This is a genomic window from Sorangium sp. So ce128, assembly GCF_051525245.1.
Lineage (GTDB): Bacteria > Myxococcota_A > Polyangia > Polyangiales > Polyangiaceae > Sorangium > Sorangium cellulosum_B.
Window position 1 is genome coordinate 1562101 of the sequence record NZ_CP150313.1, and the last position, 12387, is coordinate 1574487.

Genomic DNA, 12387 nt, shown 5'->3' on the forward strand with positions numbered 1-12387 from the left:
AAGCTGTCGCAGGTTCGATCATGTCGCGCACGGCCATCCCGACCTGGTGCTTCGCCGTGGTGCTGGTGAGGCACCGGAACCGGTTCCTCCTCGTGCACGAGCGCAAGCACGACCAGCTCTGGTATTTGCCGGCGGGCCGCGTCGAGCCCGGGGAGACGTTCGCGGACGCGGCGCGGCGCGAGGCGCTCGAGGAGACCGGCGTCCCGGTGGAGCTGGAGGGCATCCTGCGCATCGAGCACAGCCCGGGCCCCTGGCAGGCGCGCTTCCGGGTGATCTTCCTCGCGCGGCCTCGGGACGCCACGCCCCCGAAGAGCCAGCCGGACGAGCACTCGCTCGAGGCGCGCTGGGTCACGCTGGAGGAGCTCGCGGCCTTGCCGCTGCGCGGCCCCGACGTGGAGCTCTATTGCGGCGACGTGCTCGCCGGAGCGCAGGTCTTCCCGCTGTCGCTGCTCGGGGCCGAGGGGGAGCCGCTCCTCGTGAGCGGCCGCTGAGGCGGCTCCCCTCGTGCCGTGGCGGTCGTGCTGGCCGCGAGGCTGCTCGTGTCTACAGCTTCAGCTTCATCCCCTCGTGGCTCGCCACGAAGCCGAGCCGCTCGTAGAAGCGGTGCGCGCGCAGCCGCGCCTTGTTCGAGGTGAGCTGCACCCGGAAGCACCCGAGCCGCCGCGCCTCGTCGATGGCCCATCGCATCATCGCCTCGCCGATCCCGCGGCCCCGCAGGCTCGGGTCCACGATGACGTTCTCGATCTGCGCCACCCGTGCTCCGCGGTTCGCCACGTACTGGATGATGGTCAGGTGGAACGCGCCGGCGACGCGCCCCTCGACCTCCGCGACGAGCAGCGCGTTGTTCGGATCTTCCGCGATGGCGGCGAGCGCCTCGCGGTAGCGCGGATCGAGCGGCGGGCCGGGGTGGTCCGTCTTCGCGTTGCCCTCGTCCGGGATCGAGAAGAGATGGACGATCGCCGGCAGGTCTGCCTCGGCGGCGCGGCGGATGGCGGGTACGAGCTGCGGCTGGCTCATGCACGCATTCTGCCACAACACATGGCGGTCTCGCACGGAATCGCGGAATCACGGAATCACGGCAGGAGAGGGGCAGGGGAGCAGAGGAGCAGAGAAACAGACGAGCGGAAAAACAGATATACTGAGAAGCAGCGGCGCAGGGAGCGGGAAGCGTGAATGAAAAGAACCGCGGGAGTTCTTCCTTTTCAGGCCCGTGCGATTCGCCTTCATGCCCGAGTGTGATCTAGACACAGGCGATCAAGCCGTGCAGAGTCGACGCACCATCATGTCGACCCGGAGGACGTGTAGATGCGCGTAGTCAACACAGCCGACATCCTCGCGATCGAGTCTCTCAAGGCGGATGAGCGCACCCTGCTGGGGCTGTTCAAGGAGCTCCGGAAACATTCGGAGCTCTCGGCTTACCTGCCCGAAGTCTGCCACCTGTCCTTGCGATGGGTACGCCTCCTCGAAGGTCAGCCGCTCAGGCCTCGCGGGCTCCTCGGCAAAGGCATGATCGTCGTCACCGAAGGCTCGGGCGAGGTCATCGGGGACTCGCCCAGCAGCGTCCGGGCGGGAGACGTCGTGATGGTCCCTCCCGGCGGGCTGCAGGGGCTCGTGGGCGGCGCGCCGGACGGGCTCTCCGCGATATCCATCCATCTCGAGGAGCTCGACGAAAGCGAGCCTCGGTGGGACACGCCGTGTCTGTGCGCGGCGCTCGGGCGGGAGGACAGCGCGGACGAGGCGTCCCCGGATCGCGCCGTGTCCCCCGTGGATCTCCTCGTCGAGGAGAACGAGGTCCACGCGCGGGAGTTCGCGGGCAGCCCCTTGATGCAGCTCATCCGGTCCGAGCGCGCCCTCCGCGACGACGTGAAGCGGCGGATGCTCGGCGCGCTCCAGATCTGGTCGAACGCGTTCCAGAAGGTCCTGTGCGCCAGGGTCGTCTTCGAGTCGCACCCCGGGGCCATCGCGATCGCCGAGCGCCACCTGGCCGACGAGGTCGGGCACAACCGGAGGCTCTCCAGGATGCACGACCCGCGGAGCTCGCCGTCCTGGGACCGCGGCATCGCCGCGGCGTCGTCCTGGTTCATCGAGCGGATGGGCTCGGCGTCCACCGAGGAGCGGACGGTCCTCGTCCACTTCGTCATCGAGCGCTGCGCCGACATCCTCCTCACGGCGGCCCAGCAGGTCTTCCCCGACTCGGACTACTTCGCGACGCACGCCGAGGTGGACGCCGAGCACTTCAAGCTCGGGTACAGCCTTCTGAAGGGCTTCCCCGGCCTGGACCTCGGCCCGCTGCGGGGCGCGCTCACCGAGGGCTGGCAGATGATGAACCTGATCTGCCAGCGCATCAGCGACATCGCTGCAGGGGACGGCGACGCGGCCGCCGAGATGCCGGCGGGCGGCGCGAGCCCCGGCGAGCTCGCCCGCGATCCTCGGCGCGAGCTGACGGCCGTGCTGGATGGCCTCTACGGCGGTGTGATGTGAACCGCTGAAGCGCCGAGGGAGAGGGAGAGCCCTTCGCCCTCTCCTCTCCCTCCCGCTCCTGGCGCGCGTTTCGCTCCTGCCGCCCGTGCTCTTCGTGACGCGCGGCGCGCCAGCGCAGGCGGCGCGACCGGCGCTAGCTCGAGGCCTTCACCACGTCGGTGATGCCCTGCACGCTCTTCGCGCTCTTCGCGAGCATCTCCTTCTCTTCTGCGGTCAGCGGCAGCTCGACGATCTTCTCGATGCCCTTGCCGCCGAGGATGACCGGCACGCCCATGAAGATGTCCTTGTAGCCGTACTCGCCGTCCAGGTAGGCCGCGACGGGGAGCAGCCGCTTCTGGTCGAGCAGGTAGCTCTCGGCCATCGCGACGGCGCTCGAGGCGGGCGCGTAGTAGGCGCTCGTCCCCATGAGCTGGACGATCTCGCCGCCGCCCTTGCGGGTCCTCGCGATGAGCGCGTCGAGCTTCTCCTTGCTGATGAGCTCGGTCGCGCGCACGCCGTTGATCGTGCACGCCGACGGGATGGGCACCATGTCATCGCCGTGGCCGCCGAGGACCATCGCGCGCACGTCCTTCACGGACACATTCGCCTCGCGCGCCAGGAACAGCTGGAAGCGCGCGCTGTCGAGCACGCCCGCCATGCCGAGCACGCGCTCGCGCGGGAAGCCGGTGCGGCGCTTGAACTCGTAGACCATCGCGTCGATCGGGTTCGAGATGACGATCACCAGCGCGTTCGGGCAGTGCTCCTTCGCGCCGTCCGCCACGCTGCGGATGATCGGCAGGTTCGTCGCGACCAGGTCGTCACGGCTCTGGCCCGGCTTGCGCGGGATGCCGGCCGTGACGATGAGGACGTCGGCCCCTGCACAGTCCGCCCAGCTCGAGGTGCCCTTGATCGAGGCGTCGTAGCCCAGCACGGCGCCGTTCTGCTCGAGGTCGAGCGCCTTGCCCTTCGCGAAGTCCGTCTTCTGGGGGATGTCGAACAGAACGACGTCCCCGAGCTCCTTGCGCGCGATGAGGGCCGCGAGCTCCCCGCCGATGTTGCCGGCGCCGATAAGGGCGATCTTTCTTCGGTTTGCCATGGGCGGCCCTATTACCACCCCCCCGGCCGGAGACCAACGGGGCTCCAGGGCGGGCGCGGGGGAGGGAACTCGGCCGGCGTCTTCGAAACCTGTCGACTCGGCCCGCGAGCCCGGGTAAGCCGCGCCCCATGGTCACCGAGGACGATCTGCGCACCGCGCTCGGCAGGGTGCTCGAACGCACCTCGCTCGCGGGCCCCTTCGCCCGCTACGAGGGCAAGGTGCGGGACTGCTACACGACGCCGGACGGCCGCCGCCTGCTCGTCGTCACCGACCGCATCAGCGCCTTCGATCGCGTGCTCGGCACGCTGCCGCTGAAGGGCCAGGTGCTGAACCGGCTGTCCGCCTTCTGGTTCGAGCGCACGCGGAGCGTCGCGCCGAACCACATGATCTCCCAGCCCGACCCGAACGTCCTCGAGGCGATCGAGTGTGTGCCCCTGCCGGTCGAGATGGTGGTGCGCGCCTACGTGACGGGCGTGACCTCGACCAGCATCTGGACGCACTACGCGCGCGGCGAGCGCGTCTTCTGCGGCCACCGGCTCCCCGAGGGCCTCCGCAAGAACGAGCGCCTGCCGCGGCCCATCCTGACGCCGAGCACCAAGGCGCCGAAGGGCGGGCACGATCTCTCCGCCTCGCGCGAGGAGATCCTCGCCCTCGGCACGATCGCGCCGCGCGACTTCGACGCCGCCGCCGAGATGGCCCTCGCGCTCTTCGAGCACGGCGCCCGCGCGTGCGCGGAGCAGGGGCTCATCCTCGTCGACACCAAGTACGAGTTCGGCAAGGACCGGGACGGGAACATCGTCGTCATCGACGAGATCCACACCCCCGACTCGTCCCGCTTCTGGTTCGCCTCGTCCTACGGCGAGCGCTTCGCGGCCGGCGAGGACCCGGAGTCGTTCGACAAGGAGTACGTGCGCCGCTGGCTCGCCGCGCGCGGCTTCCAGGGCGACGGGCCGATCCCCTCGATCCCGGACGAGGTACGGATCGAGGCGTCCCGCCGCTACATCGAGGCGTTCGAGCGGATCACCGGGGCGGCGTTCGTCCCCGACCTCGAGGACCCGGCGGTGCGCATCCCGCGCAACCTGGGGGTGTGAGGCGGGCGCGGCCGCGCCCATGAATCGTCGCGGGGCGCAGGTGCGCACCGCCATCGCGTCGCGCGAAGAGCGCGTGGAGCAAAGCCAGTGAAAGCCGTCGTCAACGTCCGACTGAAGAAAGAGGTCCTCGATCCGCAGGGCGACGCCGTGAAGCGCGCCCTCACCTCGCTCGGGTTCCCCGGCGTGAAGGGCGTGCGCGTGGGCAAGCTCATCGAGATAGAGCTCGACCCCTCGCTCGGCAGCGCGCCCGACCTCGAGCAGCGGCTGAAGAAGATGGCGGACGAGATGCTCGCCAACACCGTCATCGAGGACTACGAGGTCACGATCGCGCCGTAGCCCTCGCCCCGGCCCGCGGGGCCGGCGGCTCAGGCCTCGGGCGCGACGAGCTTCTTCGCCCAGAGGATGGCGTCCTTGCGGGCGCGGCCGACGACGAGGTGCCGCGCCAGCACGGCCGAGCGGCGGAAGCCGTTCGCGAGGAGGGCGGCGCACAGCTCCTGGTCGTCCGCGGGGGCGAAGGTGAACGTGCTCACGGCCTTCTCCTCGACGAGGCGGTCGCAGAGCGCGCCGACGGCGGCCGTCGTGGCGAGCCGCTCCGCCTCGTGGCGCGGCGGGCACAGGATCTCCAGGAACGAGTTGCCGAAGCACGACTGCATCTCCCACGCGGCGTGCAGCGTGAAGCCGCCCCGCGCGGACAGCACGTAGCCCGTCCGCACCGCGTCGCGCCCGAACGGCTCGAAGCCCGTCAGCGCCCGCCCCGCCCGCTGCGCGGCCGCGACCGCGCGCCGCAGCTCGACGCCGCTCGCGGGCGCGATCTTGATCGCGGGCAGCGGCCGCCCCTCGGCCTCCCGGAGCAGCCGCCTCGCGCGGGCGATCGTGCGCTCCGCGAGCAGGACCGCCGGAGAGGCCGCGACGTCGTCTCCCTCGCCGCCCTCCTCGCCGTCTCCGCTCGCGCGCAGCCGCGACGTCATCTCGGACACGACCGCCCCGAGGATCCAGGCGTCGCTGCGCTTGTAAAAGCCGGGGATCGACCCCTCCCGCGTGAACCCGAGGCGGGTCCACGTCGGCACCTCGTCGCGCTCGACCAGCGTGAAGATCTTCTCGACCCCCTCGCGCTTGGCGGTCGACAGGACGAAGCTCCGCTTGGACGGCGTGGGTCCCGCTCGGAAGTCGACGATGCGGAGCGTCCGGTGCCGTCGATTGACCAGCAGACAGAGCGAGACGGAGTCGTTCCGGAACAGGAGCTCGTCGACACCGCTGCTCGCCGTCGAAGACAAGTTTGTCGCTGCCATACCCCCTCGCGCTCGGCGCAGACGTGACGCCTCGGATCAGATGTTCATTGCAGAATTGCAAATTGCAGATCTGCAATGCCCCCCTAGCAGTCGAGGCCCACAGCGTCAACGATGTCGGCGGGATCGCGGTGAGGACGGGCTCAGGGGGTCGCGGCGAGCCGGCTCGCGTCGGTCGCCTTGACCCCGAGGGCCACGAGCGCCTCCTGGAGCCGGGAGCGCTGGAGGGAGATGCGGGTCGGCATCCCTCCGGAGATCTTGAACGTCTCGAGGAAGTTCACCCCGCTGTCGAACCGGGCGGCGAAGGTGATGCTGTCGTTGTCGACGACGACGGAGATGGGCGCGCGCTCCTGCCCGATGAGGAGGAGCAGGGTCTTGTCGTAGGCCCCGCCCCGCTGGGAGGCGTCGACGAGGACGAGGCCCGGCTCGACGCGCTCGTAGCGGAGCGCGATCCGGCGGGTCTCGGCTTCCATGGTGGCGAGCTCGGCGCCGGCCTGGTCGATGGGAGTCCAGAGCGACGGGTCGGAGAGGCCTGACGCGAGGTGCCGGACGATGAGGCCGAAGAGGGCCTGATCGCGGGGGCGGGCGCGGAGCGCGCGGTCCATGCGGGTGGCGGCCGGGCCCGGGACGCCGATGCGGGTGTCGATGGCGCGGGCGTCGTCGTCGCAGCCGGGGTAGGGCTCGACGCCGCCGCGCATCCACTTCGCGCCGCTGGCGAGGCCGTCGAAGTCGACGTGGCAGACGAGGGTGTCGACGCGCCCGGCGCGGGCGACGAGCTCCGGCGTGATCATCTCGGGGCAGGCGCCGTGCTCGGCCTTGGTCGACAGGACGAAGCGCGGATCGCCGGCGAAGCGCGCGTGGTGGGCGCTGTCGTGGTGGTCGACCCAGGCGGCGAGCCGCGGCCCGAGGTCCTGGATGAAGGGCAGCGTGACCGTCTCGAAGCTCTTGCCCCCCGCCTCCGAGGCGAAGGCGATGTCGAGAACGGCGACGTTGCCGCGCAGATCGCGGGCGCGGGGGAGCTTGCGGGGGGAGGCGAAGGCGAGATCGAATCCGTGCATGGCGTGGCTTCCCGGGGAGGTAGGTACCGTCCAGCCGGGCGACCCGGCGCGTGCCGCGTCGGGCGCCCTGCTCCATACACCCGAAACGGTCGAAGCGCTGCGGTGGAGGACCTTTCTCGGGCGAGGCCTGAATGATCCGCTAGGATGATCCGACCAACGGCAGTGGCGGCTCGGCGTGCCGGGCGGCCCCGCAGCGAGTGCGCCGCCGCGCAGAGCAGGCCGGCGGTTCCAGGGAGACTCGACAGGTGGGGACCGCGCTCGGGCTCGCCGCGCGAGCGGGGCTGCTGGCCTGTGTCGGAGGAAGTGGATGAGAAGCGACGTTCTGGGACTCGGTCTTCTGGCTCTTGGGGGAGTGCTCTGCGCGGGGCTCCCGGGCACGCCGGCCGTCTCCGAGGCGAAGGCAGAGCCCGCCCAGGTGGTGGTGTCGGCCGCGCAGGTGACGGGGGCGGCCGCGCAGGCGACCGCGACGGTCGGCCAGGCGGTGTCGGGGCCGGCGTGCAAGCTGAAGGGGACGGCGCCGGTGCCCAAGGGCGCCCGGCTGCATGACGCGCCGAGCGGCGGCAGGACGGTCGCGAGCTTCACCGGCGCGCTGGTCCCGATGACGCTGAGCGCGATCCCGGCGGATCCGGCGGCGGGCCGCGCGCGGCTGAGCACGTCGGACAGCTCGCCTGCGCTGCGGATCGACGGCTACATCGCGCCCTCGGACGTCGCGGTGTTCACGACGCGCGACATCCCGGTCATCGCCGGGCACGTGTGGATCTCGAGCGCGCAGAAGGTGAAGCTCGTCGCGGCCACGGGCGACTCGCTGCGCGCGGAGCTCTCGATCTCCGGGTCTGAAAGGCAGACGGCGAAGGCCTCGGCCCCCTGCGACGCCTTCGCGCTGCAGCGCGGCGTCTCCACGAAGATGGAGATCCCCGGCAGCGCCCGCGGGTACCTGATGAAGACGTCGACGATCGAGCTCTTCGATCGCCCGGACGGCGACGTGATCTTCACGCTGAGGATGCTGGAGGGGACGGCCCAGCTCTTCTGGAGCACCGAGGCGAAGTCCGGCTTCGTTCACCTGATGTCGCGGGGCGACCTCACGATCGACGCCTGGGGCCGCCTCAAGGATCTCGAGCCGCTGAAGAAGGGCGAGATGATGGACCAGTACATCCCGCCGACGACCGCGGTGGCCGGCGCGCAGCTGGCGCTCGACAAGGCGCCGCCGATCGTGAAGGCGACGAGGGCGATCCCGGTCCGCGCGCGGCGCGACGAGAAGGAGAAGCCGATCGGCGAGATCGAGGCCGGCGCGGAGATCTACCTGCTCGAGACGGTGGCGGGCTGGACCAACGTGCTCCCGAAGGCGCTCGGGATGACGCCGCCGGACGAGGGCGGCTTCTGGATCCCCGCCGCGGAGACGCCGAAGTAGCGAGGGCGCGCGGGCCCGCCGTGCGCGGCGGGCCCGCCCGGACGACGCGCCGCAGCGCCGGTCCGGGTGGGAGCGGCGCTGTGCTCGAGGCGTCAACTCTCGAGGGGTCTCGCCGCGCCGGGCGATTAGGATGGCGCGCATGTCCAGATCGCCGTTTCGTTTCCGGCGGCCTCGCCTTGGCGCCGCGGCCGGGGTGATCGCAGCCTCCGCGGCCGTGGGTGGCAGCGCCGCCGCGCAGGCCGCGCCCGTGGTGCTCCCTCACGCGGCGGGCCAGCAGGCGCTCGCTGTCCGCATCGATCCGGGCGGGGTCACTGCCCGCGTCTGTCCCGCCGCGGCGGCGTGCGCGCCCGACGGCGGCAAGGTCCTCGCCGTGCCGTCCGAGGTGGCGCCGCTGCTCGGCGGCGCGCGCGTCGTGCCGGTCACCCTGGCGGACGGCAAGCGCCTCGCCAAGATCGAGGCGCCGGCCGGGGGAAAGCCGGCGGGCGCCGGCGCGCCGGAAGGCGCGAGCGGCAGCTGGGTGATGCTGCTCGCGGCGCCGCTCGCGGGGAAGGGGACGGAGCCGCTCGTGCTCTGGAGCGGCTGGACCGGCGTCGCGACCGGGGAGCACGGCGAGGGGCGGAGCGACGCCGTGGTCGTGGAGCCGCTCGGCGGCAGCGGCAGCCGTGTGCTCGTCGGGCAGCTGCGAGACGACGTGACCCTCTGCGGGCGGCCGGCGCTGGTCGGCGCGAGCGAGGTCGATCCCCGGACCATGACGCTCCTGAAGGGGGCCAGCTTCCAGAACCTCTCGGCGGAGGAGCGGCGCGGTGCAGGCAAGGTGGTCGCCGAGCGCCGTGAGGCCGACGCGGCGGCGGCTGCGTTCCGGCTGCTGCGCCCGACCGCCGCGTCGAGCGCGGTCGGCAAGCGCTTCGCGGAGATCGCCGACGGCGATCCGAAGACCGCGTGGTCCGAGGGCAAGGCGGGCGCGGGCCGGGGCGAGTTCGTGTCGTTCTCGTCGGCGGACGAGGTCGGGATCACGGGCCTGGGTCTGCGCATCAAGCCGCCCGACGGCGTCGAGGGCGGCGCCGCGCCGCGCACGCTCTTCGTGGCGACGCCCGACCGCCTCTTCCAGGTGAGCCTGCCCGAGGACGCGTGGCTCAAGGAGTCCGCCGGCTACGAGGTGAAGCTCCCCGAGGAGATCAAGGCCTCGTGCATCGCCGTCGTGCTCGACGACGCGTACGCGCCGGCGGGGGTCGGGGGTCGCGGCGCGCCCGCGGCGCCGGAGGCGCGGGTCACGATCGCCGAGATCACGGCGCGCACGGCGTTCGACGGGCAGGGCCCGGCGGCGCTCGTGGGCGCGCTCGCGGGCGGCGGCGAGCGATCCAGGGCGGCGGCGGCGCTGCTCGCGCGCGGCGGACCGGAGGCGGTCGAGGCGGCGATCGCCGGCTATGACAGGCTCGATCCCGCGGGCAGGCAGCTCGCACGGGGCGTGATCGACACGGCGCCCTGCGCGGTGCAGATCCCGTTCCTCACCGCGCGGCTGGTGTCCGGCGCGGCGTCGGCGGCGCAGCTCGCGCCCGGCGCGGCCTCCGCGGGGCGCGCGTCCGGGGTGGCATCGGCCGCGCCGGGGCGCGCCCCTCGCGCCGCGCCGCCCGAGCTCGATCCGGAGCTCCACCACGCGCGCGATCGCATCCGCCGCTGCGGACGCGCGGCCGCGCCGGCGCTCGCGGAGATCGTGAAGGCGGGCGCGGCCGCGGCCAGGGTGACGGCGGCCCGGGAGCTCGCGCTCGTCGCGCCGGCCGAGGCGATCCCGGCGCTGCTCGACGCCCTCGCCGGGGCGCGCGGCGCGGCGCGGAGGGAGCTCCGGGCCGCGCTCGCGCTGGCGGCGCGGAGCGAGCGGGCCGCTTCCGTGGTCGAGGAAGAGGTGCAGATCGAGCGGCTCCGCGCCCGGCCGGAGGACGCGCAGCTCGATCTGCTGCGCGCGCTCGGGCCGGCGCTCGGGCGGGTGAAGGGCGGCGGGGCGGCGTTCCAGGCGCTCGCTTCGGCGGGTAGCGCGCCCTTCGAGCGGCGTTACCTGCTGCAAGCGCCGGCCGCGGCGCTCGCGCGCGCGGGCGAGGCGCCAGCGGAGGCGTACCTCCGGGCGTCGCTCCGGAAGGACGCGGACGCGCACGTGCGCCTCCGCGCGGCCGAGGTCGCGGCGGACGTGCCGTCGCTCGCGCAGGACCTGCTCGCGGCGGCCTCCGATCCGGACGCGCGCGTGCGCGAGGCGGCGATCGTGGCGCTCGCGCGCGCCGCCTCTGCCGGCGCGAAGCTGCCCGCCGGCGCGGCCGAGGCGCTCGCGGCGCGGCTCACCTCGGACCCGTGGACGTTCATCCGGGGCGGCGCTGCGCTCGCGATCGGCGCGATGCCGGCGACGCCGGCGGGCGACCGGGCGCTCGTCGGGGCGCTCGCCGACAGCTCGCCCGAGGTGCGCCGGCACGCGCTCGACGGCCTCGGCGCGCACCGCGCGACAGCGCACATCGAGGCCGTGCGCGACCGGGCGGAGGACAAGGAGGAGGACCTCGAGGTGCGCGCGCGGGCGATCCTCGCGCTCGGGGCGATGTGCGACGCGAGCTCGGTCGACCTGTGGACGCGGCTCGCGCACCGGGCGAAGGCGCCGATCGGCGAGCACGATCAGCGGCTCGGCTCGGCGGCGCTCGCGGCGCTCGGGTCGGTGCACCCGGCGGATCTGCCCGCGCGCCTCAGGCCGCTCCTCGACAAGGACACGCCGCACGGCCTGCGCGAGGCGGCGAGGGCCGCGCTCTCCGCGGCGCCGCAGTGCCGCCGCCGCTGACTGAGAATTGAAGGCCGGCAGGGGGGCGGCAGGCCGCCAGCGATGCCCCTCGCTCTCCACTCTCCTTCATCGGCCAACGAAACGCATGCTCAACCTTCACAAGCTGGTTCGGGACGCGCTTCTGGACGACGCCACGCACTCCCCGACCCTGCGAGGTCGCCTCGAGCGGGACGGGGCGCGCGCCTTTCGCTACTTCGACCGGATCCTGCGCAGTCGTGAAGCCTACGCCAGGGTCGGTCTCGACCTCACCGAATTCTCTTCGCTGCTCCCCTTCGATATCTCCAGCCTGTCCACCCCGCTCCTGGTTTGCCTCGCCATGCAGCGCGACGGCTACCTGCGTCAGCGTGCCGTCTCCGCGCTCGCCGTCCGAGTGGAAGCCATCTCGCTGGCTGGCGTCGCGAACCGGATCGTCGACCCCGTTCCCCAGGTCGCTGAACAGGCGCGCGACGCCTGGGCCTGTCTGCTGGCAACCTCGAGCGTCCAGCACCTGGTTTGGTGCCTCCCGCTCATCGACATGGTCATCAAAACGCCACGGGGCGCGCGCTCCAGTGTTCTGCAAGACGTCGATGGCTTCATGTCCCGCTTCCCGGACCTGGCCGTCGCCGAGCTCGATCTCGCGACCCGTTCGCCAGACCAATACTTGCGCCTGAGCGCGTTCACTCACCTCGCTCGCTTGTTTCCGGACGAGCTCACTCCGCGCCTCGCTCGAGCCCTCGAAGACGCGAGCCCTCCCGTCCGACGATGGGCAGGACGGACCGCGCTCTCCGTCGTTCCACAACATGAGCTGGAACCTCTTCTTCGGCTGCTCGCAGACAATCGCAGCCCGTCGCTCCGGCTCCTGGCATTGCGTGAGTATCGTCGGCGCGCGGACGCCGATCGCATCGAGGTCGCATGCCTCGACGGCAACGCCAATGTGCGCTTCTACGCTCGGCGCTACCTCCGCAAGCTCCATAGGAGCGTCGACCACCGCGACCGCGCGCTCTCGATTCTCACGAGCTCCGCCGGCCAAACCGCGCAACTCATCGGCGCCCTCGCGGTACTCTCAGAGTTCGGCCGCGAACAGGATCGACCTCTCATCGAGACGTTCGTGAAGGACAAACGCGCGAGGGTCGCCGCCGAAGCAGCTCGCACGCTTCGACTTCTGGGATAGCCCCTACCGACCATGGCTGTTCCATCGTG

The 12387-nt window shown here is 72.3% G+C and carries 11 protein-coding genes; 7 read left to right on the forward strand and 4 right to left on the reverse strand.

Annotation, left to right across the window (positions count from 1 at the left end; genetic code table 11):
• The first annotated feature begins 20 nt into the window (after positions 1–20).
• A complete protein-coding gene (locus WME82_RS05980) occupies positions 21–491 on the forward strand; it encodes an NUDIX domain-containing protein (RefSeq protein ID WP_437744544.1) in 471 nt (156 codons plus the stop codon).
• Positions 492–543: 52 nt separating this feature from the next.
• Here WME82_RS05980 and WME82_RS05985 read toward each other — a convergent pair whose 3' ends face one another.
• Positions 544–1017: an N-acetyltransferase family protein gene (locus WME82_RS05985; RefSeq protein WP_437867586.1), complete on the reverse strand. Its 474-nt coding sequence runs from the start codon at positions 1015–1017 to the stop codon at positions 544–546.
• Positions 1018–1305: 288 nt separating this feature from the next.
• On the opposite strand from WME82_RS05985, the gene WME82_RS05990 reads away from it, so the two are divergent.
• On the forward strand, positions 1306–2481 hold the full coding sequence (locus WME82_RS05990) for a hypothetical protein (protein ID WP_437744546.1): 1176 nt from the start codon (positions 1306–1308) through the stop codon (positions 2479–2481).
• Between the two features lie 133 nt (positions 2482–2614).
• On the opposite strand, the gene mdh is transcribed toward WME82_RS05990, so the two are convergent.
• On the reverse strand, positions 2615–3556 hold the full coding sequence (mdh, locus tag WME82_RS05995; protein ID WP_012233684.1) for a malate dehydrogenase: 942 nt from the start codon (positions 3554–3556) through the stop codon (positions 2615–2617).
• Positions 3557–3684: 128 nt separating this feature from the next.
• Between mdh and WME82_RS06000 the strand changes: the two genes are divergently transcribed.
• Positions 3685–4647: a phosphoribosylaminoimidazolesuccinocarboxamide synthase gene (locus tag WME82_RS06000; RefSeq protein WP_437744547.1), complete on the forward strand. Its 963-nt coding sequence runs from the start codon at positions 3685–3687 to the stop codon at positions 4645–4647.
• Between the two features lie 87 nt (positions 4648–4734).
• Entirely contained in the window at positions 4735–4983 is a 249-nt protein-coding gene (gene purS / locus WME82_RS06005; protein WP_437532982.1) for a phosphoribosylformylglycinamidine synthase subunit PurS, read from the forward strand.
• A 29-nt stretch (positions 4984–5012) separates the two neighbouring features.
• On the opposite strand, the gene WME82_RS06010 is transcribed toward purS, so the two are convergent.
• Complete coding sequence (locus WME82_RS06010) at positions 5013–5936, reverse strand: hypothetical protein (RefSeq protein ID WP_438042029.1); 924 nt, start codon at positions 5934–5936, stop codon at positions 5013–5015.
• A 140-nt stretch (positions 5937–6076) separates the two neighbouring features.
• Positions 6077–6991 (reverse strand): hypothetical protein, encoded by a 915-nt coding sequence (locus tag WME82_RS06015; protein WP_437744549.1) that lies wholly within the window; start codon positions 6989–6991, stop codon positions 6077–6079.
• Between the two features lie 307 nt (positions 6992–7298).
• Between WME82_RS06015 and WME82_RS06020 the strand changes: the two genes are divergently transcribed.
• The 3 genes from WME82_RS06020 (at position 7299) to WME82_RS06030 (ending at position 12358) form a co-directional block, all read left to right on the forward strand.
• Complete coding sequence (locus WME82_RS06020) at positions 7299–8399, forward strand: hypothetical protein (protein WP_438042030.1); 1101 nt, start codon at positions 7299–7301, stop codon at positions 8397–8399.
• A 139-nt stretch (positions 8400–8538) separates the two neighbouring features.
• On the forward strand, positions 8539–11208 hold the full coding sequence (locus tag WME82_RS06025) for a HEAT repeat domain-containing protein (protein WP_438042031.1): 2670 nt from the start codon (positions 8539–8541) through the stop codon (positions 11206–11208).
• An 85-nt stretch (positions 11209–11293) separates the two neighbouring features.
• Entirely contained in the window at positions 11294–12358 is a 1065-nt protein-coding gene (locus tag WME82_RS06030) for a HEAT repeat domain-containing protein (RefSeq protein WP_438042032.1), read from the forward strand.
• Positions 12359–12387 lie beyond the last annotated feature (29 nt).